Below are 19,793 nucleotides of genomic sequence, written 5' to 3'. Positions count from 1 at the left end.
CCCCTGCAGCGCACTAGCTTTAATAACAAGGCGAGGGTATCAAGTCCGGCTGCAAGCCACGAACTCGCGGGTTCACCCACCCATTGTAAGCCAGAGCCAATATCTGGCTTCTCCAGCCTTGTAGGTACACCGGAACGTCAAACCTCCTGCATCCCTTGATGGCATCCTGACCACCCAACACCGATCAAAGGCCATCATATGCCCTATCGAACACCGAATTGACGCTTTTCCGCTGCCAGTAATTGTTACGGATTTCTCGTTGGTAGTCCTCGAAATTGAACTGCCCGCCGCCCTTCAAGTCGTCCAAAGCCCGCTTAATGTGAGCCTTAGCCAGCTTCCGGGCTTTATGACGAATGACTTCATTGAAGATGGTAGGCATCTGACATCCTTTTTCAGCTAGGTAGTGGGCGGTTGACTGTGCAACCTGAGCACCAACCCACTTTACCGAAGGTCGCTCGCCTTTCCATTATATTCCAGCCAGAAATCACGGACATGCACCAAGGTGTAGGGTGCTCGCGGCGCGGGGACTGGAATTTCGGATGGAAACGTTCTCCTGTTAATCAAGAAGGAATCAGCAGGTATGCAAGGTAACTGTTTATTAAAGCCCCGAGAACAGTTGCAAACCACGAGACAACTGACACACCATACTTTGAAATGAGAGACTGCTCTCCCTGACTCATCCTGATTGTGGCATTAGGTATATATGACAAGTGAAGCCAATCAATAACCTTGACAGTGATAAGAAACACCATAATAAAACCAGCTCTACTCCAGAATGATTGAATATCAACAATCACAACCAACATGGCGAAGAACGCTAACTGAGTTATGGTTACACCATGCTTCTTAAAGTTAGTAACTAGATTCCGTTTTCTCTTATCAAGCTCGTCCAGCAACACCCTTGCCTTACCTTCAACCCATACCTCTCGCACACCTTGAACGACAATCTTGTTTAAGCCATGCTCAACCAGCTCAACCATCACCATCTTATTAACGCCAAACTCATCTGGCTCTTGTATGAAAAGTTTCAGATAACTCAACTCTCCCAATCCATCAATTGCAGCTTCAAAGTCAGACCCAAACTTTGTAACCTCTGCACCTCCATTGCGGTACGTTATTATAAGGCGCCCACCTGCATTGAAATCTCGCTTCACCATTTCGATAAGCGATTGCACAGCAGCTCTATCTAAGTTCAAAGCACCAAGAACGTGTGTTCGCGTGTAAAACTGCTCAATTTCCACATCAGAGGTAGGGGTGTTCAAGGTTTTGGTCCCACCGTGTGGATGTGCGATAAATGGTCCACCTGAACCAAGAGTGGTTGACCATTCACCTTTTAAGCTTCCCTCTGTAGTAAGGGTAGCATCAACAGTCAAATCACCAAAAACCACATCCTCAATAACAGTTTTGGTTGTCCCTGTTAGATGAATTCCGTCTTTAAACGTCCCAGCCACATTGTATACGACGATTCCGTACTGTTCATCTTGAAACCGAACAACACCTTCAAGCTCCTCCTCATCTTTAGTGAAAGAGATTGCAAGGTTTCCTGTATTAGTACCGAATGCCCTACCCGCCCAACTCTTCCCTAAATGCGCCACGACTCACCCCATAGATTCACGTTATTAAAATCAAAGTCGTACCAGTGAAACTATAGTCGAAGGTTTGGTAACTTCTTTCAGGGGCAGACACCTCTTCAGGGGCTCCCAGACCGATTAGGCTACACTCCGGCAAAGCGACCATGGCAGAGTGCTTGCACAGGATGAAGCGAAAAATGACGTACCAACCTAGTAGTGTTTTGTTGCAAAACTTCAAGAAGTGCTGCGCCAGTTACGTGGGTAGCTGAACATGATCGCCCGTGCCCGCCCGCTGCTGCTCGCCACCCTGATGGCATGCCTGGCACTGCTGGCGGGCTGCGCCAGCTGGGGCGGTAACGAATGGCGCGAACCCGAGGTGCACCTGGTCAAGGTGGAGACGGTCAAGGCCAGGTTGCTGGAGCAGGAGTTCGTGCTGCACCTGCGGGTCGACAACCCCAATGACAGCCGCCTGTTCATCCGCAATCTGTCGTATGCCATACGCCTCAACGACCTGTTGCTGGTGCAGGATGAAACCAGCGTGTGGCGCAGTGTCGGCGGACATGCCCGGCGTACCTTCAAGATCACCGCGCGGACCAACCTGTGGCAGCACCTGAAACCACTGGCCAAGCTGCTGAAAAGCGGGCAACCGCTGCATTACCGCCTGCAGGGCGAGCTGGCGACCGGGTTGCTCATCCATCGGGACCTGCACTTGTCGCGCAGTGGTGAGATAATCCCCGGCGATTACAACCCGGAGTAACCCTGCAATGTCCCAACAACCCCACGTTCATGACCCTGACTGCAACCACGATCATGATCATGATCACCACCACGATCATGGCCATGTACACGGCCCACACTGCAACCACGGCCACCAGGAGCCGGTACGCAACGCCCTGAAGGACGTTGGCCGTAACGACCCGTGCCCGTGCGGTAGCCAGAAAAAGTTCAAGAAGTGCCACGGCGCCTGACCTGAACCGCACTTGCGCGCCCTTGCTGCGGGCCGCGCCGTGGGTAGTCGGGGCCTTCTTGCCTAGCTGGCCCTTGCAGGCCCTGCTACCTTGCGCTGCAACATCCCGGCGGTGGCCATGAGCAACACGATGCACAGGGCCATGCAAATGGCATTGGTGCCGTCCCAGCCGATCGTGCCCAGCAACAGCGACGGGCTGAATGCGCCAACGGTCGCGAACACCGCAATGGCCAGATCGTTCTTCCCCTGCATCTGCATCGCTGCCGGGCTGTTTTGCAGCGTTTGTGCCAACAGCGCTCCACCGCCCACGTAGGTCAGGTTCCAACCCAGACCGAGGGCGATCAGCGACAAGGTCATCATTGCGTAGCTGTGCGACCACATGTTCATGGCCGTGCAAGCGATCAACAGGCCCAGGCCAAGACAGATGGTGGCCCTGATCCCGAGCCGGTGGATGATGGCGCCGGTGAAGAACGACGGGGCAAACATGGCAATCACATGCCATTGAATTGCCAGGCGAACGTCGGAAAAGTCCTCATGCATGTGTTTCATGTGTATCGACGCCTGAATCATCAGCAAATTCATGATCCCGTAGCCCAGCGCGGCCACTGCCATGGCCACGGCAACCACCGGGCTCAGCGGCTCAGCGGCTGTGCCAGCCGGTTTCGCTGCACGGTCGTTACTGACGATACCGGTATCGCCGGGCAGGCAGGCCGCTATCAGCACGGACAGCACAGCCAGGCCGACAAACGCGGCGTAACACAGCGAAAACAGCGGATACCCGCCAATGTCCCTTAGCCACTCGGTGAGCGCCGGCCCGACCACGGCAGCGATTACCCCACCGGCCACGACCAGGGAAAGCGCTTTGGGCTTCAGGTGCTGGGCCAGATTGTCGGTGGCGGCGAAGCGATTGAAGTTGGCAAACGCAATGTAGATGCCCAATGCCGAATGGCTGATCACCAAGGTCGGGAAGTGCTGGTATTGCACAGCCAGGTAACCACTGATGCCAGACACCGCCAAAGGGATCGAGCCCAACATGAAGGCGCGCTTGCGGCCAATACGGCTCATCAGCCTGGAGACTGGATAGGTGGCCAGCATCAGGCAGAGAAACTGAAAACCATAGGGCACAGTGGACCACGTGGCGGCCGGCGCCAACGCCGCTCCGACGATGGCCGCCATGGTCACGGACATGACCGCAGTGGTCAGGTTGATCGATTGCGCGGTGAAATACAGATACGTGCGCCGCGGAAGTGTGCTCGACATAGCGTGTGCTCACGGTAGGTGGACGGGGCGATTTCGGCATTGGGAAAAGTGCCGACAGGTGCATGTTGGCATCTGCCGCGCCCATGGATGCGAACAGTCGACGCGCTTTCCGGTTAACTGTTAGGCTGTTTTTTCTAACAGCTGCTGGACCTGCCATGCGCCCGCACAGCCTTCATGACCAGTTGAAACAGCGCCTCGAAGCCGGCGAATGGCTGCCCGGCCAGCGCATGCCGTCCATCCGCAAGCTGACAGCGGCAGGCAACTGCAGTTACCACGATGTCGTCTCCAGCTATGCCCGGCTGGTCAGCGAAGGTGTGTTGACTGCCATTCCTGGCCGCGGCTACTTCGTCGCCAGCCATACACGGCAAACCGGCACGGTGGATGCGCCCGCAGGCATGGCCGGCGACCCATTGTTCAAACTGCTGCAGGGGGGCCAGCACTACACCAAACTGGGCAGCGGCTGGCTGCCGCCCGCCTGGCGTGACACCGAGCTGCTGGCCAAGGCGATTCGGCGCACGGCGCGGCTGGAGCAAAGTTCGCTGGCGGAATATGGCGACATCCAGGGCTACCTGCCCATGCGCAAACAGTTGTGCGTGCACCTGAAACGCCTGACCCGTGTCGATGCCCAGCCAGGCCAGTTGCTGACCACATTGGGCGCCACACAAGCATTGGACCTGGTGGCGCGGTTGTTGATCAGGCCAGGCGATCACGTGTTCGTCGACGAGCCCGGCAATGGCAACCTGATCAAGCTGATCCAGTTGGCCGGTGGCCATGTGGTCGGGGTGCGGCGAACCCAGGACGGACCGAACGTGGAAGACATGAAGGACCACCTGGCCAGGCACAAGGTCAAGGCGTTCTTCTGCAACAGCACCTTCCACAACCCGACCGGCGGTAACATCAGCCCGCACAATGCCTTCAGCGTCCTGCGCCTGGCGCTGGAACATGACTTCTTCGTGGTCGAGGACGATGTTTACGGTGACTTCAGTCCGGGCGTGCGCCAGACCTTTGCCGAACTGGACAACCTTGAGCGGGTCATCTACATCGGCAGCTTTTCGAAATGCCTCTCCGCTTCATTGCGCGTGGGCTACATCGCCTGCTCGATCGACCTGATAGAGTCGCTGATACGCCTGAAACTGCTGACCTGCGTGGCGGTGCCGGCGTTTTGCGAACGCTTCGTCAACACCATCCTGTCCGACGGCACCTATGCCCGGCACATGCAAGACCTGCAGCAGCGCCTGATCCGCCAGCAGGCGCAGACCCAGCGGTTATTGCGGGCGCGTGGCTGGCAGTTCGATATAACACCGCAAGGCGGCATGTTCCTGTGGGTCCAGCACCCCGAACTGGCCGACCTGCAGCCCTTCATGCATCGCCTGGAACAGCACAAGGTGCTACTGATGCCCGGTTCGGCCTTCGCCGTCAGCCGTGACTATCAATGCCATGCGCGCATCAATTGCACGCACTTTTCCGACGCCGTGGCCGAGCATTTCAAGGTTTGAGTCGGCGCTGGCAAATAAAGCGCCCAGGGACCTTGCACGGCGCCTGCGCGCTAACTACCTTAGCGCCTTTCCAAACCCGCCACGCCTTGCAGGAGCCCTTGTCATGGCCGCCCCCGCCTTTCCTCCCTTCCGCCCGCGGTTCGCAACCGCTGCCACGCTGCTCGGCATGCTCGGGCTGGCCGGCTGCCAGACGGGCGGCTACCAGGACAGCGTGCCACCGACCAGCGGCGTGCAGCCGCTCAAGGGCCTGGCGCAGAACGTCTCGGTACGGCGCAATGCCATGGGCGCGCCACTGATCGAAAGCAGCAGCTTCCATGACGCCCTGTTCAGCCTGGGCTACGTGCACGCCGGCGACCGCATCGAGCAGATGGTCGCCATGCGCCTGCTGGCCCAGGGCCGCCTGGCCGAACTGGCCGGCAGCGACGCGCTGGACATCGACCGCCTGATGCGCGCGGCCAACCTCAAGCAGAGCGCCGCCCAGCAGTACGCCGACGCCTCGCCACGGCTCAAGCGCTTCTTCGAAGTGTACGCACGCGGGGTCAACGCCTACCTGTTCCGCTACCGCGACAAGCTGCCCGCCGGCCTGGCCAGCAGTGGCTATCGCCCCGAATACTGGAAGCCCGAAGACTCGGCGCTGATCTTCAGCCTGTACGCCTTCAGCCAGTCGGTGAACCTGCAGGAAGAACTGAGCGCCCTGGCCCTGGCGCAGAAAGCCGGCAGCGACAAGCTGGCCTGGCTACTGCCCGGAGCCCCGGACGAGCCGTTGGCCGAAGCCGAAGTGGACAAGCTCAAGGGCCTGAACCTGACCAGCCAGTTGCCGGGGCTCGCGGCCCTGGCAGCTGCCAGCCAGAAGCTGGCCGATCTTGACCTTCTGGGCAGCCCGGGCTCCGCCAACCTGGCCCTGGCGCCGCAGCGCAGCCGCAGCGGCAAGAGCCTGCTGGCCAGCGACAGCCGAGCCGCCTGGGCCCTGAGCCCGGTGCAGATCCACACCGGCAAGTACCAGGTCGCCGGCCTGTCGTTACCCGGCCTGCCGATCGTGCTGGCCGGCTACAACGGCAAGCTGGCCTGGAGCAGCAGCGCGGTCATGGCCGACAACCAGGACCTGTACCTGGAGCAACTGCGCCACCAGGGCAGCCAGCTGAGCTACCTGGCCGACGGCAAATGGCTGCCGGCCCGTGCCCGTAGCGAAACCTTCTTCGTCCGCGGCCAGCGCCCGCTGCGCGAGGTGATGTACGACACCCGCCACGGCACCCTGCTGGCCCAGCCAGGCAATGCCAGCCTGGGCCTGGCGCTGAACCTGCCACAGTTCAAAGGTGATCGCAGCCTGGATGCGCTGTTCGACCTGACCCGGGCCAAGAGCGTGGAGCGTGCCTTCGACAGCACCCGTGAAGTGACCGCCGCCGCCCTCAACTTCGTCTTCGCCGAGCCCGAGCACATCGGCTGGCAAGTCAGTGGCCGCTACCCCAACCGCCGCGAAGGCCAGGGCCTGCTGCCCTCGCCGGGCTGGGACGGGCGCTACGACTGGGACGGCTATGCCGACCCGATGCTGCACCCTTACGACCAGGACCCGCCCGCCGGCTGGATCGGCCACGCCAACCAGCGCAGCCTGCCGCGAGGCTATGGCATGCAGCTGTCGAGCACCTGGTACTACCCCGAACGCGCCGAACGCCTGGCCCAGCTGGCCGGCAATGGCCGCCACGACAGCCGCAGCCTGATGGCCCTGCAGAACGACCAGACCACCCTGCTGGCCGACAAGCTCAAGCAGATGTTCGACGCCCCCGGCATGGTCCAGCCGCTCAAGCAGGCGATCGACGCCCTGCCCGCCGCACAGCGCGACAAGGCTCGCGACGCACTGGCCCGGCTCAAGGCCTTCGATAGCCGCCTGAGCCCGGTGTCGAGCGATGCCGCGCTGTATGAACTGTTCCTCCAGGAAGTGGCCCGGCAAACCTTCCTCGACGACCTGGGCCCGGAATCCGGCCCGGCCTGGCAGGCCTTCGTCAGCAATGCGCGGTTGTCGTTCTCGGCGCAGGCCGACCACCTGCTGGGCCGTGACGACAGCCCCTTCTGGGATGACCGCAGCACCCCGCAGAAAGAAGACAAGCCGGCCATCCTCGCTCGCAGCCTGGCTGGTGCGGTGGATGCCGGCACCGCGCAACTGGGTGCCGACCGCCGCGCCTGGCAGTGGGGCAAGCTGCACCAGTACCGCTGGCCAGCACCGGCCTACCATGGCTTGGGCAACGCCAGCAGCCGCTCGCCGCTGGCTGCCGGTGGCGACTTCACCACCCTGGCCCTGACGCCATACGCCTGGGGCAGCGACTTCGACACCCGCCTGCCGGCCTCGGCACGGATGATCGTCGACTTCGGCCAGGCCGAGCCGTTGCAGGTGCTGACCAGCAGCGGGCAGTCCGGCAACCCGGCCAGCACGCATTACAGCGACGGGCTGGAGGCCTGGTTCAACGGGCGCTTCATGAGCCTGCCGCTGCAGCAGCAGAACTTCGGGCGGGCGTATGGCAACCAGCGGCTGACGCTAGTACCGGTTCGCTAAGGGTTAAGGTTCCAACTCCTTATCCTCCATCCAGGTTTTTAACATCCCTCTGGACCGCGTGTGCTGTATCGAAACACGCGGTTTCCATTCATTTAGAGGATGTTCGTCATGACCACTGAAACCCTGAAGATCGAAGTCTCCTGGCCAGAATCGCAAGCAATTCCAGATGGCAGCACCATTGAATTACAGCTGTGGGCCGGTAATGAAAATGCAAGCTACAGCATGATCGACGTTGAAATTTGCAAACCGGCAGTTACCTCGCCGGTCACCTTTGAAGTGCCCGTCAATGTACAGGAACTGCAAATTGAAGACGGTGCCACCAGCTGGGACTACTTCCACACATCCCCCAGGCTGGTGCAAGGAGGGTCGATCAAGAATATTGCCTACGCAGAAAAGATCAGCGTGGCCAAGGCCTTGGCATCCGGCTGGAAAATGTCTTTGCGCTGAACAGTGACTGACTAGTAGCGGCCATCGCCACTCCCCTTGCTGCGATGGCCGCTGTACAAGCCGGTGCAAGAAGCAGATGACCTGACGACCTTACAGGCATCGCACGCCTGCAATAGCCAAGTTGCCTGTACCGGCCGAACACGATCCCGAACACATCCGGAATGAGGCAGACCCGGCAAATCTATGCTTCTATCTGTGTGCCGACCCGTGTCGCAGACCGTTTTCGCCACGCAGCCAGGACCACCAATGCACCATTCGACCCACGACCTGCTTTCCCCCGTTCCGGGCGTCACGCGCCAACTGCACAGTTTCCACTTCGGCCCCCGCGGTGGTGGCAAGGTCTATATCCAGGCCTCGCTGCATGCCGACGAGCTGCCCGGCATGCTGGTGGCCTGGCACCTCAAGCGGCGCTTGGGCGAACTGGAACAGCAAGGCCGCCTGCAGCGCGAGATCATCCTGGTCCCGGTGGCCAACCCGGTCGGCCTGGAACAGGTGCTGCTGGACGCGCCACTGGGGCGTTTCGAGCTGCAAAGCGGAGAGAATTTCAACCGCAATTTCGTCGATCTGTCAGACAACATCGGCGACCAGATCGAACAGCACCTGACCGAGGATCCGGCACACAACCTTGCGCTGATCCGCGAATACCTGCGCCGAGGGCTGGACGCACACCCCGCGCGCACCCCGCTGCAGGCCCAGCGCCTGATCCTGCAACGCCTGGCCTGCGATGCCGACATGGTGCTGGACCTGCACTGCGACTTCGAGGCAGTCGAGCACCTGTACACCACCCCAGACGCCTGGCCGCAGATCGAACCGCTGGCCCGCTACCTGGGGGCCCAGGCCAGCCTGCTGGCCACCGACTCGGGTGGGCAGTCATTCGATGAATGCTTCAGCCTGGTCTGGTGGCAGTTGCAGCAACGCTTCGGCAAACGTTTCCCGATCCCGCTGGGCTGCTGCTCGGTCACCGTCGAGCTGCGTGGCCAGGCAGATGTCAGCCACGACCTGGCCAGCAAGGACTGCCAGGCGATCCTCGACTTCCTGACCCACGCGGGGGTGATCGAAGGTGCCACAACCGCCCTGCCCGCCTTGCGCTGCCCGGCCACGCCGCTGGCCGCCGTCGAACCAGTGATAGCGCCCTTGGGCGGGCTGCTGGTGTACCACGCGAAACCGGGGCAGCACCTTGAGGCCGGCCAGTTGATTGCCGAAGTCATCGACCCGCTCAGCGACCGGGTGACCGCCGTGCACAACAGCCAGCCCGGCCTGCTGTATGCCCGCAGCGTGCGGCGCATGGCAACTGCCGGCATGGTCATCGCCCATGTCGCTGGCGAACAGATTTGCCGCAGCGGCTACTTGCTGGGCAACTGATCAGGCAAACCGTTGCAGTGTTGCTCAGGCCACAGGCGCGGGTGGCGGCTCGTCAGGCAGGGTCGGCTCGCCCGGCTCCATGGGTGGTTTCTCACCGGGGTCCGGTGGTTGCGGGTCATCCGGATCTGGCTGGTGAGGTACGCCCCCCGCCTGCATAGGCAGCGGGTACGCCAGCAGTGACCATGGCAGCAAACCGACGTGATTGGGCTGTAGGCCAGCAAGCTTGGCACTGATTGCGGGGTGGAGTTTCATTGGCAGCTCCTGACGAGAGCCGCTGCGCATCAATGCGCACCGGCGTTACCCTTTGGAGTGCCAAAGGCGCGGGGAAATTCCCCGCGCTCGTCGGTTCAGGTGCGCGGCAGGGTGACGCCGCGCTGGCCTTGGTACTTGCCGCCACGGTCCTTGTACGACACTTCGCATTCTTCGTCGGACTGCAGGAACAGCATCTGTGCCACACCTTCGTTGGCGTAGATCTTCGCCGGCAGCGTGGTGGTGTTGGAGAACTCCAGCGTCACGTGGCCTTCCCACTCTGGCTCGAGCGGGGTGACGTTGACGATGATGCCGCAGCGGGCGTAGGTGCTCTTGCCCAGGCAGATGGTCAGCACGTCGCGCGGAATGCGAAAATACTCGACGGTGCGCGCCAGGGCGAAGGAGTTCGGCGGGATAATGCACACGTCGCTCTTGATGTCGACGAAACTACCGGCATCGAAGTTCTTCGGGTCGACGGTGGCCGAGTTGATGTTGGTGAACACCTTGAATTCGTCGGCGCAGCGCACGTCGTAACCGTAGCTGGAGACGCCGAAGGAAATCACCCGGTTGTCCTGCTCGCCGCGCACCTGGCGCTCGACGAACGGTTCGATCATGCCGTGTTCCTGCGCCATGCGGCGAATCCACTTGTCCGATTTGATGCTCATGGCGGGGTGTCCTGAAGAGTTGCGAGGTGAAAATTCGAGACGCGCATCTTACCGGTCCCGGCGCCCAGGTTAAAGTTCCATGCCTCATCCCGCGCCGAGCGGGGGCTGCAGCCGCCGTCGATCCGAATTTGCATAAAGCGGCTTCTGACCATTGGCAGGTTGCGGAAAGTGGGGTAAGGTGTTGCCACTGTGCTGCACGTGACACCGAGAATATCTAGTTTGATGCACGATCCTGATCGGCCCATCGCTGAATTTTCTGCTCTCTTTGCGCTCAGTCCCGGCCAGGGTTTTTCCTGACCGTTATCAAATTGTCCAAGGAGACAGAAAAATGTCCAATCGTCAACAAGGCGTTGTTAAGTGGTTCAACGATGAGAAAGGCTACGGCTTCATCACCCCTCAGTCGGGCGACGACCTGTTCGTGCACTTCAAAGCCATCCAAGCTGACGGCTTCAAAACCCTGAAAGAAGGCCAGGCTGTTACTTTCGTCGCTACCCGCGGCCAGAAAGGCATGCAGGCTGAAGAAGTTCAGATCGCCTAAGTCGATCGAAGCTTCCTAGCTTTCAAAAAAACCCGCCTTCTGGCGGGTTTTTTTATGCCTGGCTGAAAGACCGAGCCAGCCTCTTCGCGGGTAAACCCGCTCCCACAGGGGCCGCGCGGTATTTGAAGGCTGCGCTATACCTGTGGGAGCGGGCGACTCGGTCTGACAGATCAATCTTCGCTGATGGTAATGCTCGGCATCGCCGGTGCTGCCGCTTCCTGCAGCACGATCCGCGCGCCCACCTGGCGCGCCAGCTCCTGGTAGATCATGGCGATCTGGCTTTCCGGTTCGGCGATCGCGGTCGGCTTGCCATTGTCGGCCTGCTCGCGGATGAGCATCGACAGCGGCAACGACGCCAGCAGGTCGACGCCATACTGGCTCGCCAGCTTTTCGCCACCGCCTTCGCCGAACAGGTGCTCGGCATGGCCGCAGTTCGAGCAGATGTGCACGGCCATGTTTTCCACCACGCCGAGCACCGGGATGTTGACCTTGCGGAACATCTCCACGCCCTTCTTGGCATCCAGCAGGGCCAGGTCCTGCGGGGTGGTGACGATCACCGAGCCGGCCACCGGTACTTTCTGTGCCAGGGTCAGCTGGATGTCACCGGTGCCCGGCGGCATGTCGATCACCAGGTAATCCAGATCGTCCCAGGCGGTCTGGGTCACCAGTTGCAGCAGCGCACCGGAGACCATCGGGCCACGCCAGACCATCGGCGTGTTGTCGTCGGTGAGAAACGCCATGGACATGACTTCCACGCCATGCGCCTTGATCGGCACGAACCACTTCTGCTCGCGGATCTGCGGGCGCGTGCCTTCGGCGATACCGAACATCACGCCCTGGCTGGGGCCATAGATGTCGGCATCGAGAATACCCACCCGCGCACCCTCGCGGGCCAGCGCCAGGGCCAGGTTGGCCGCGGTGGTCGACTTGCCCACACCACCCTTGCCCGAGGCTACGGCGATGATGTTCTTGACGTTGGCCATGGCCGGCACCTGGGTCTGGGCCTTGTGCGCGGCCACCACGCAGTCGATCGATACCTGGGCACTGCTGACGCCCTCGATGTTGCCGATGGCGGTCTGCAGCACCTGGGCCCAGCCGTTCTTGAACAGCCCTGCGGCATAACCCAGCTGCAACTGCACGCTGACCTGCCCGCCCTGGATATCGATGGCGCGCACGCAACCGGCGCTGACCGGGTCCTGGTTCAGGTAGGGGTCGGTGTACTGGCGAAGCACGCCTTCGACGGCGGCACGGGTGACGGCACTCATGGAGACTCCCATTGGCAAACTGAATGTAAAACAGACGCCTATCCTAACCCGTCAATCGTCAGCAGATGCGCATGCGGGGTGAAATATCTTCGCCAGCCCTTTATAGTGGCCGATCAACCTCATTTTTACCCCGTCGCCAGATAAGTAGCCGAGCCACCATGTCCGAGCCACGTCAGATTCTCGTCACCAGCGCCTTGCCCTATGCCAATGGATCGATCCACCTTGGCCATATGCTCGAGTACATCCAGACAGACATGTGGGTCCGCTTCCAGAAGCTGCGCGGCAACCAGTGCATCTACGTCTGTGCCGACGACGCCCACGGTTCGGCCATCATGCTGCGTGCCGAGAAGGAAGGCATCACCCCGGAACAGCTGATCGCCAATGTCCAGGCCGAGCACAGCAGCGACTTCGCCGACTTCCTGGTGGATTTCGACAACTTCCACTCCACCCACAGCGAAGAGAACCGCGAGCTGTCGGGCCTGATCTACACGCGCCTGCGTGAAGCCGGGCACATCGCCACCCGTTCGGTGACCCAGTACTTCGACCCGGAAAAGGGCATGTTCCTCGCCGACCGCTTCATCAAGGGTACCTGCCCCAAGTGCGCGGCCGAAGACCAGTACGGCGACAACTGCGAAAAATGCGGCGCCACCTACGCGCCCACCGAGCTGAAGAACCCCAAGTCGGCCATCTCCGGTGCCACCCCGGTTCTGCGTGACTCCCAGCACTTCTTCTTCAAGCTGCCCGACTTCCAGGCCATGCTGCAACAGTGGACCCGTAGCGGCACGCTGCAGGACGCGGTCGCCAACAAGCTGGCCGAGTGGCTGGACTCGGGCCTGCAGGAATGGGACATCTCCCGCGACGCGCCGTACTTCGGCTTCGAGATCCCGGGTGAGCCAGGCAAGTACTTCTACGTGTGGCTGGATGCGCCGATCGGCTACATGGCCAGCTTCAAGAACCTCTGCGCACGCCGTCCGGAGCTGGACTTCGACGCATTCTGGAACGAAGGCTCCAAGGCCGAGCTGTACCACTTCATCGGCAAGGACATCGTCAACTTCCACGCCCTGTTCTGGCCAGCCATGCTCGAAGGCGCCGGCTTCCGCAAGCCGAGCGCGGTCAACGTGCACGGCTACCTGACCGTGAACGGCGCCAAGATGTCCAAGTCGCGCGGCACCTTCATCAAGGCCCGCACCTACCTCGACCACCTGCAGCCGGAATACCTGCGTTACTACTACGCGGCCAAGCTGGGTCGTGGCGTCGATGACCTGGACCTGAACCTGGAAGACTTCGTGCAGAAGGTCAACTCCGATCTGGTCGGCAAGGTGGTCAACATCGCCAGCCGCTGTGCCGGTTTCATCCACAAGGGCAACGAAGGCGTGATGGTGGCTGGCGATGCCGCACCGGAGCTGACCGAAGCCTTCCTGGCGGCCGCCCCGTCGATCGCCGACGCCTATGAAGGCCGCGACTTCGGCCGTGCCATGCGCGAAATCATGGCGCTGGCCGACCGCGCCAACGCCTGGATCGCCGACAAGGCCCCGTGGTCGCTGGCAAAGCAGGACGGCAAGCAGGATGAAGTGCAGGCCATCTGCGCCCAGGGCATCAACCTGTTCCGCCAGCTGGTGATCTTCCTCAAGCCGGTGCTGCCAGTGCTGGCTGCCGACGCCGAAGCCTTCCTCAACGTGGCCCCGTTGACCTGGAACGACCACCTGTCGCGCCTGGAAAACCACCAGCTGAACCCGTTCAAGGCGCTGATGAGCCGCATCGAGCCGGCCAAGGTCGAAGCCATGGTCGCCGCCAGCAAGGAAGACCTGCTGGCCGCCGAAGCCAAGGCCCCGGCCGGCAATGGCGAACTGGCCAAGGACCCGCTGTCAGCGGAAATCGAGTTCGACACCTTCGCTGCCGTCGACCTGCGCGTGGCACTGATCGTCAAGGCCGAAGCCGTACCGGGTGCCGACAAGCTGCTGCAACTGACCCTGGACATCGGTGACGAGCGCCGCAACGTGTTCTCCGGCATCAAGTCGGCCTACCCCGACCCGTCCCTGCTGGAAGGCCGCCTGACCATGATGGTAGCCAACCTCAAGCCACGGAAGATGCGCTTTGGCGTGTCCGAAGGCATGGTCATGGCGGCCGGCCCTGGCGGTGAAGAGATTTACCTGCTGAGCCCGGACAGCGGTGCCAAGCCAGGCCAGCGCATCAAGTAACAAAACCTGCCGGACCTTGTGGGAGCGGGCACGCCCGCTCCCACAATGACTCCCGCACCTTGATGCCAAACCCGGACAATCACCCCGATTCCCGGCTATCGTCATCTCATGAGCGACTACATCCTGGTCCTGATCAGCGCCGCGCTGGTCAATCACCTGTGCCTGCAACAACAGCCACTCCCCAGGCTGCACCTGCACGTGCACGGCCTTGCCTGCACACTGTGCATTGCCTTGGGCATGATTGGCGCACAGCTACTGTTGCACGTGGTGCTTGCCCCATTCCAGGCCCAGGACCTTGCGCTGTTCTTGTTGTTGCCTTGGCTGGCCGTGCTCGCCTGGGGCGTGCCATGGCTGCTGACAAGGTGGCACCCGACCTGGCCGGTGACGGAGCTGCCCGCGCTGCTGTTGAGCAACGCGGCAGGATTGGGGCTGACCCTGCAACAGGCAAACGACGACAGCACATGGCTCGCTACGCTGCTGCAAGCCCTGCTGGCCGGTGGTGGCTTCTGGCTGGCGCTGGCCCTGTTCGCCGACCTGCGCCAGCGCAGCGCTCATGGCGAGGTACCCGAGGCACTGCGTGGCCTGCCCATCGAACTGCTCGGTGTCGGGGTCATGGCCATGGCGTTTTCCGGCTTCAACGGGCTGTTCGCCCAATGACCGCCAAGCCCGACCCACGACTACGCACCAGCATGGGCCTGGTGTTGCTGGCCTGCGTGCCTGGCCTGCTGACGCTGTTCTGGTTGCATGGCTGGAGTTTGCTACTGAACCTGTTGCTGTGCGCCAGTGCCGCGCTGCTGTGCGAGGCGTTGTTGCTCACCTGGCGCGCACAACCGCTGCGCACGGCGCTGAACGACGGCAGCGCACTGGTGACTGCCGTGTTACTGACCGCCGCCCTGCCCACCCTGGCACCGTGGTGGTTGCCGGTGGTCGCTGCCAGTGTTGCCATCGGCCTCGGCAAGCAGGCCTTTGGCGGGGTCGGGCGCAACCTGTTCAACCCGGCCATGGTCGGCTACGCCTTCGTGCTGCTGAGCTTCCCGCTGCAGATGAACCATTGGCCAGGGCCGGCACCTGGCCTGCTCGACAGCCTGCAGCAGGTGTTCGCCGGTAGCGAGCAGATCGATGCCTGGGCCCGGCCGACACTGCTCGACGGCCTGCGCCACAACCGCAGCCAGACCCTCGATGAACTGTTTGCCAGCCACCCGGGCTTCGGCAGCATCGGTGGGCGAGGCAGCGAATGGGTCAACCTGGCGTTCCTGCTGGGCGGCCTGTTCCTGCTGCAGCGCAAGGTGATCAGCTGGCATGCGCCGGTTGGTTTGCTGGCAGGGTTGTTCCTGTTCAGCCTGCTGGGCTGGAATGGCTCGGGTTCGGACTCCAACGGTTCCCCCCTGCTACACCTGTTCTCCGGCTCGACCATGATGGCGGCATTCTTCATTGCCACCGAACCGGTGTCCGGCCCCCGGCAGGAGTGGGCGAAGCTGGGGTTTGGCCTGGGCGCGGGCCTGCTGATCTACCTGATCCGCACCTGGGGCAGCTACCCGGACGGTACGGCGTTCGCCATCCTGCTGATGAACCTCATGGCGCCGAGCCTCGAACGCCTGGCCTTGCAGCGCCAGCAGGTTGCCCGATGAAGCGCCTGGTGCGTGAGGTGGGCCTGCTGCTGCTGACCGGAGCACTAGCGCTGTCGGCCACCCTGGTCTGGCGGCACTGGACCAGCACGGCCATCGCCGACGCCGAGAAACAACTGAACAGCCGCCAACGGCTGGCGGTACTGCCAGAAGGCAGTTACGACAACCAGCCACTGGACAACCCACTGCCCAGGCCCGCCGCACAGCGGCCAAACAGCCGTGTCCTGGCAGCTTACCGGGCCACGCTGGCGGGTAAACCGACCGCTATTCTCCTGGTCACCCAGGCCCAGGGCTATGCCGGGCCGATCGTACTGAGCGTGGCCATCGCCGCGGACGGCCGGCTGATCGGCAGCCAGGTGGTCGAGCAACAGGAAAGCCCCGGGCTGGGCGCGCGCCTGGGTGATCCGCAGGTGAACTGGTTGGGGCAATTTTCCAACCGCCAGTTGGGCGATCACTGGGCGCTGAAGCGCGACCAGGGCGACTTTGACCAGTTGGCCGGCGCAACCGTAACCTCACGGGCAGTGATCGGTGCGCTGCAGGAGGCGCTGAGCTATTTCGATGAGCAGCGCAGCGTGCTGCTGGAGGGCACCACGCATGAATAGGTTCTACCTGCTGAGTGCTAGCCTTGTGCCCCTGCTGGGCGCCACCCGGACACTGAGCGAAGGCGCCACCATCGGCGTGTGCGCGGTGCTGATGAGCAGCGTTCACCAACTGTTGCTGGCCCCCCTGCGCCAGCGGCTCGCCGCCTGGACCTATGTGCTGGCCAGCCTGCTGCTGCTGGCGGCCCTGGCCAGTAGCCTGCAACTGGCCCTGCGAGCCTGGCTGCTGCCACTGGCTCTCTCGCTCGGCCACTATCCCGCACTGCTGTGCCTGCAATGCCTGGTCACTGACCACTTGCTGCCCGATCAAGGGCGCTGGCGCCTGTTCGCCAGCCACCTTTGCACACTGCTTGCCACCTGCCTGCTGCTCAGTGCCAGCCGCCAATGGCTGACCCACGGTGCCGGTCTGCACCTGGCCAGCCTGGCCCCCGGTGCCTTGCTACTGCTCGGACTACTGTTGGCCTTGTACAATCGGCTGCGTCCGGGCCCCGCCCAACCACGTCGTCAAGGAAAGCTCTGATTTCATGAATGCCGCCAAACGCCTGGAGATCTTTCGCAGGCTGCACGAAGACAACCCCGACCCGAAGACCGAACTGGCCTACACCACCCCGTTCGAACTGCTGGTCGCCGTGACACTGTCCGCGCAGTCCACCGATGTCGGCGTCAACAAGGCCACCGCCCGCCTGTTCCCGGTGGCCAACACCCCCGAGGCCATCTATGCCTTGGGCGTCGAAGGACTGAGCGAGTACATCAAGACCATTGGCTTGTACAACAGCAAGGCCAAGAATGTCATCGAAGCCTGCCGGCTGCTGATCGAGCGCCATGGCAGCCAGGTACCGCAAACCCGCGAAGCCCTGGAAGCGCTGCCCGGCGTAGGCCGCAAGACCGCCAACGTAGTACTCAACACGGCGTTCCGCCAGCCGACCATGGCGGTGGATACCCATATCTTCCGGGTTAGCAACCGCACAGGCATTGCGCCAGGCAAGACGGTGCTGGAAGTGGAGAAAAAGCTGATCAAGTTCGTACCAAAAGACTACCTGCTCGACGCCCACCACTGGCTGATCCTGCACGGGCGCTATGTGTGCCAGGCACGCAAGCCACGGTGCGGCAGTTGCCGAATCGAAGATTTGTGCGAGTACAAGCACAAGACCTCCGACGATTGAGTCGATAGCTAAAAACCACCTGCGACGATTGAAAAAATCTTTTTTACCAGCGTCTGCTTTCTGGTTATAAGGACGGCCAATGGCCCCTTGGCTTGGAGCGACTCATGAGTAGCGATAAAGACGACCTGTCGATCGAAGATGATTTTGTTACCGCAGAGGATGAAGTGGAACCCCAGGTGGAAACCGCAAAGACCAACCTGAGCAAACGCCGCACCATCGACAATATGCTGGAAGAAAGGCGCCTGCAGAAGCAGTTGGCCGACTTCGACTACGATCTGTAGCCCGCGACCTGCACTGGCAAAGCCTCCTGGCAGGAGGCTCTACGGCCTTGGCGGTCAGTTCAACCCTTGCCGTTGTGCCAGCTCGATCAGGTCGACCAGCGACCGCGCGTTGAGCTTGAGCAACAGGCGCGACTTGTAGGTACTGACCGTCTTGTTGCTGAGGAACATGCTGTCGGCAATTTCTTTGTTCGAACGCCCTCGCGCCAGCTGTTGCAACACCGTCATCTCGCGCGCCGAGAGGCGGTTGACCATATCCGTCTCGCTCCCACCGCCCCTGCTGCGTGACAGATGCAGGGCCTGGTTGGGGAAGTAGCTGTAGCCCGACAATACGGCCTTGATGGCGCTCAGCAGTTCGGTGAGCTCCTGTTGCTTGCATACATACCCCGCCGCCCCCGCCTGCATGCAACGCATCGAGAAGTTGCCAGGGGGCTGCGATGTCAGCACCAGCACCTTGCTGCCCGGGTTGAAGGCCGCCATGCGGGCGATCACTTCCAGGCCATCCAGTTTGGGGATACCGATATCGAGCACCACGATATCCGGCAGGTGTTGCCGTGTCAGCTGCAGCGCAGCCACCCCGTTGTCGGTCTCGGCCACGACGTCATACCCATGCCGCTCCATCAGCATGCGTACGGCCAGGCGTATGACCGGATGATCATCCACAATAAGCACTTTATTCATGCGATATCCATTCATTGTTTTTGCTTTGGCCCGTCAAGATAACCGACAGAACGCTTGCTGGCGCGGTGATTTACCGGCGAAATACATGAGCAGATAAAACCTACAACACTTACAGAAATTTCCTACACGCAACTACTGTAGTTGTAACAATCAAATTCCTTGTTGCGGGAATGAACGGTATCACCCGCCTGCAAAGGTGCACCAGTTGAAAAACGACTATTACCTGAGGAATTATCCAATTCAAACACGCTGAACAAACAAGGCTGCCGGGATTTCCGGCGATTATTCCTCACCGGGGAAACAATCCAGGCTTTAGTTGAGTATCACTGTAAGGTAATGATGGGCAAAATCGCTGGAGACGGCCCATATGCCCCAAGCACAACCTGTCGCCCCGCTGACGATCATTGCAATCTTCGCGGGGATTATCGAAGCCTCTGCCCTTGCCACACTGCCGTTTCTCAGCGAGTCCAGCCAAAATCTCTATACCTGGTTCCTGGTGGGCTTCCCGTTCTTCCTGACGGCACTGTTCTTCCTCACGCTCAACTTCAATTACAAGTCCTTCTACAACCCGTCGCCAAACAGAACAGCAAACGACAACACATCAGCACTGAACGGTCTGGCCAAACCTGCAATGCCCAGTGATGCCGGCGCAGCGCTACAGGGCGAGCCTGTCACGTTCATGTTTTCCGGCCCCGATGCCTATCGCATGATGGAGCAACAACTGCTGCTAGCCCTTGCCCAACCGCCTTCACCGGCGCGCACCTGGCGCTTTTGCAACCTGGATAAACGCCAATGCGCACAACTGTCGATCAGCCTGTTTGAGGGGCAGATGGCGAACGACGACCATTGATGCAGCAGGCTTTCCACAGGCATAAAAAAAAACC

The 19,793-nt window shown here is 61.3% G+C and carries 22 protein-coding genes; 15 read left to right on the top strand and 7 right to left on the bottom strand.

Annotated features, from left to right (window positions below; translation table 11 throughout):
• Positions 1 to 184 precede the first annotated feature (184 nt).
• Together FQ664_RS06270 and FQ664_RS06265 are read right to left on the bottom strand one after the other, a co-directional pair.
• A complete protein-coding gene (locus FQ664_RS06270; protein WP_144170881.1) occupies positions 185 to 379 on the bottom strand; it encodes a hypothetical protein in 195 nt (64 codons plus the stop codon).
• 181 nt (positions 380 to 560) lie between these two features.
• Entirely contained in the window at positions 561 to 1,595 is a 1,035-nt protein-coding gene (locus FQ664_RS06265; protein WP_144170879.1) for a hypothetical protein, read from the bottom strand.
• 247 nt (positions 1,596 to 1,842) lie between these two features.
• Here FQ664_RS06265 and FQ664_RS06260 point away from each other — a divergent pair, with 247 nt between their 5' ends.
• Positions 1,843 to 2,328 carry an LEA/WHy family protein gene (locus tag FQ664_RS06260; RefSeq protein ID WP_144170877.1) on the top strand — a complete coding sequence of 162 codons (486 nt, stop codon included), beginning with the start codon at positions 1,843 to 1,845 and terminating at the stop codon, positions 2,326 to 2,328.
• A gap of 7 nt (positions 2,329 to 2,335) precedes the next feature.
• Positions 2,336 to 2,539 carry an SEC-C metal-binding domain-containing protein gene (locus FQ664_RS06255; protein WP_144170875.1) on the top strand — a complete coding sequence of 68 codons (204 nt, stop codon included), beginning with the start codon at positions 2,336 to 2,338 and terminating at the stop codon, positions 2,537 to 2,539.
• Between the two features lie 62 nt (positions 2,540 to 2,601).
• On the opposite strand, the gene FQ664_RS06250 is transcribed toward FQ664_RS06255, so the two are convergent.
• Complete coding sequence (locus FQ664_RS06250; protein ID WP_144170873.1) at positions 2,602 to 3,798, bottom strand: MFS transporter; 1,197 nt, start codon at positions 3,796 to 3,798, stop codon at positions 2,602 to 2,604.
• A 155-nt stretch (positions 3,799 to 3,953) separates the two neighbouring features.
• Here FQ664_RS06250 and FQ664_RS06245 point away from each other — a divergent pair, with 155 nt between their 5' ends.
• From FQ664_RS06245 to FQ664_RS06230, 4 genes are all read left to right on the top strand, one after another.
• On the top strand, positions 3,954 to 5,294 hold the full coding sequence (locus tag FQ664_RS06245) for an aminotransferase-like domain-containing protein (RefSeq protein WP_144170871.1): 1,341 nt from the start codon (positions 3,954 to 3,956) through the stop codon (positions 5,292 to 5,294).
• A gap of 103 nt (positions 5,295 to 5,397) precedes the next feature.
• On the top strand, positions 5,398 to 7,839 hold the full coding sequence (locus FQ664_RS06240) for a penicillin acylase family protein (protein WP_144170869.1): 2,442 nt from the start codon (positions 5,398 to 5,400) through the stop codon (positions 7,837 to 7,839).
• Between the two features lie 108 nt (positions 7,840 to 7,947).
• On the top strand, positions 7,948 to 8,286 hold the full coding sequence (locus tag FQ664_RS06235; protein ID WP_144170867.1) for a hypothetical protein: 339 nt from the start codon (positions 7,948 to 7,950) through the stop codon (positions 8,284 to 8,286).
• A 246-nt stretch (positions 8,287 to 8,532) separates the two neighbouring features.
• Complete coding sequence (locus FQ664_RS06230; protein ID WP_144170865.1) at positions 8,533 to 9,648, top strand: succinylglutamate desuccinylase/aspartoacylase family protein; 1,116 nt, start codon at positions 8,533 to 8,535, stop codon at positions 9,646 to 9,648.
• A gap of 24 nt (positions 9,649 to 9,672) precedes the next feature.
• Here FQ664_RS06230 and FQ664_RS06225 read toward each other — a convergent pair whose 3' ends face one another.
• Entirely contained in the window at positions 9,673 to 9,900 is a 228-nt protein-coding gene (locus FQ664_RS06225) for a hypothetical protein (protein ID WP_063913128.1), read from the bottom strand.
• Positions 9,901 to 9,995: 95 nt separating this feature from the next.
• Positions 9,996 to 10,562: a dCTP deaminase gene (gene dcd / locus FQ664_RS06220; protein ID WP_003254920.1), complete on the bottom strand. Its 567-nt coding sequence runs from the start codon at positions 10,560 to 10,562 to the stop codon at positions 9,996 to 9,998.
• A 328-nt stretch (positions 10,563 to 10,890) separates the two neighbouring features.
• Here dcd and FQ664_RS06215 point away from each other — a divergent pair, with 328 nt between their 5' ends.
• Positions 10,891 to 11,100 (top strand): cold-shock protein, encoded by a 210-nt coding sequence (locus FQ664_RS06215; RefSeq protein WP_056802159.1) that lies wholly within the window; start codon positions 10,891 to 10,893, stop codon positions 11,098 to 11,100.
• 170 nt (positions 11,101 to 11,270) lie between these two features.
• Here FQ664_RS06215 and apbC read toward each other — a convergent pair whose 3' ends face one another.
• Positions 11,271 to 12,365: an iron-sulfur cluster carrier protein ApbC gene (gene apbC / locus FQ664_RS06210; RefSeq protein WP_144170863.1), complete on the bottom strand. Its 1,095-nt coding sequence runs from the start codon at positions 12,363 to 12,365 to the stop codon at positions 11,271 to 11,273.
• 158 nt (positions 12,366 to 12,523) lie between these two features.
• On the opposite strand from apbC, the gene metG reads away from it, so the two are divergent.
• From metG to FQ664_RS27190, 7 genes are all read left to right on the top strand, one after another.
• Positions 12,524 to 14,563 carry a methionine--tRNA ligase gene (metG, locus tag FQ664_RS06205; RefSeq protein ID WP_144170861.1) on the top strand — a complete coding sequence of 680 codons (2,040 nt, stop codon included), beginning with the start codon at positions 12,524 to 12,526 and terminating at the stop codon, positions 14,561 to 14,563.
• A 108-nt stretch (positions 14,564 to 14,671) separates the two neighbouring features.
• The gene (locus FQ664_RS06200) at positions 14,672 to 15,220 is read left to right on the top strand and encodes an Rnf-Nqr domain containing protein (RefSeq protein ID WP_144170859.1); all 549 of its coding nucleotides are present in this window, start codon (positions 14,672 to 14,674) and stop codon (positions 15,218 to 15,220) included.
• Positions 15,217 to 16,191, top strand: a complete 975-nt coding sequence (locus FQ664_RS06195; protein WP_144170858.1) for an RnfABCDGE type electron transport complex subunit D — start codon at positions 15,217 to 15,219, stop codon at positions 16,189 to 16,191. Before FQ664_RS06200 ends, FQ664_RS06195 begins: the two co-directional genes overlap by 4 nt.
• Positions 16,188 to 16,790, top strand: a complete 603-nt coding sequence (locus FQ664_RS06190) for an RnfABCDGE type electron transport complex subunit G (protein ID WP_144170857.1) — start codon at positions 16,188 to 16,190, stop codon at positions 16,788 to 16,790. The genes FQ664_RS06195 and FQ664_RS06190 overlap by 4 nt, the downstream gene beginning before the upstream one ends.
• Entirely contained in the window at positions 16,783 to 17,307 is a 525-nt protein-coding gene (locus FQ664_RS06185) for an Rnf-Nqr domain containing protein (protein WP_144170856.1), read from the top strand. The genes FQ664_RS06190 and FQ664_RS06185 overlap by 8 nt, the downstream gene beginning before the upstream one ends.
• A gap of 4 nt (positions 17,308 to 17,311) precedes the next feature.
• Positions 17,312 to 17,950 carry an endonuclease III gene (gene nth / locus FQ664_RS06180; protein WP_025340388.1) on the top strand — a complete coding sequence of 213 codons (639 nt, stop codon included), beginning with the start codon at positions 17,312 to 17,314 and terminating at the stop codon, positions 17,948 to 17,950.
• A 104-nt stretch (positions 17,951 to 18,054) separates the two neighbouring features.
• Positions 18,055 to 18,231 (top strand): PA3496 family putative envelope integrity protein, encoded by a 177-nt coding sequence (locus FQ664_RS27190; RefSeq protein ID WP_178090952.1) that lies wholly within the window; start codon positions 18,055 to 18,057, stop codon positions 18,229 to 18,231.
• A gap of 54 nt (positions 18,232 to 18,285) precedes the next feature.
• Here the strand turns inward: FQ664_RS27190 and FQ664_RS06175 are convergent, their stop codons facing one another.
• A complete protein-coding gene (locus FQ664_RS06175; protein ID WP_144170855.1) occupies positions 18,286 to 18,909 on the bottom strand; it encodes a response regulator transcription factor in 624 nt (207 codons plus the stop codon).
• Between the two features lie 367 nt (positions 18,910 to 19,276).
• Here FQ664_RS06175 and FQ664_RS06170 point away from each other — a divergent pair, with 367 nt between their 5' ends.
• On the top strand, positions 19,277 to 19,759 hold the full coding sequence (locus FQ664_RS06170) for a hypothetical protein (protein WP_144170854.1): 483 nt from the start codon (positions 19,277 to 19,279) through the stop codon (positions 19,757 to 19,759).
• Positions 19,760 to 19,793: the final 34 nt, after the last annotated feature.

It is taken from the genome of Pseudomonas persica, from assembly GCF_900291015.1.
GTDB lineage: Bacteria > Pseudomonadota > Gammaproteobacteria > Pseudomonadales > Pseudomonadaceae > Aquipseudomonas.
Note: the sequence above shows the minus strand (reverse complement) of the source record. Positions and strands in the feature narration are given on the sequence as shown.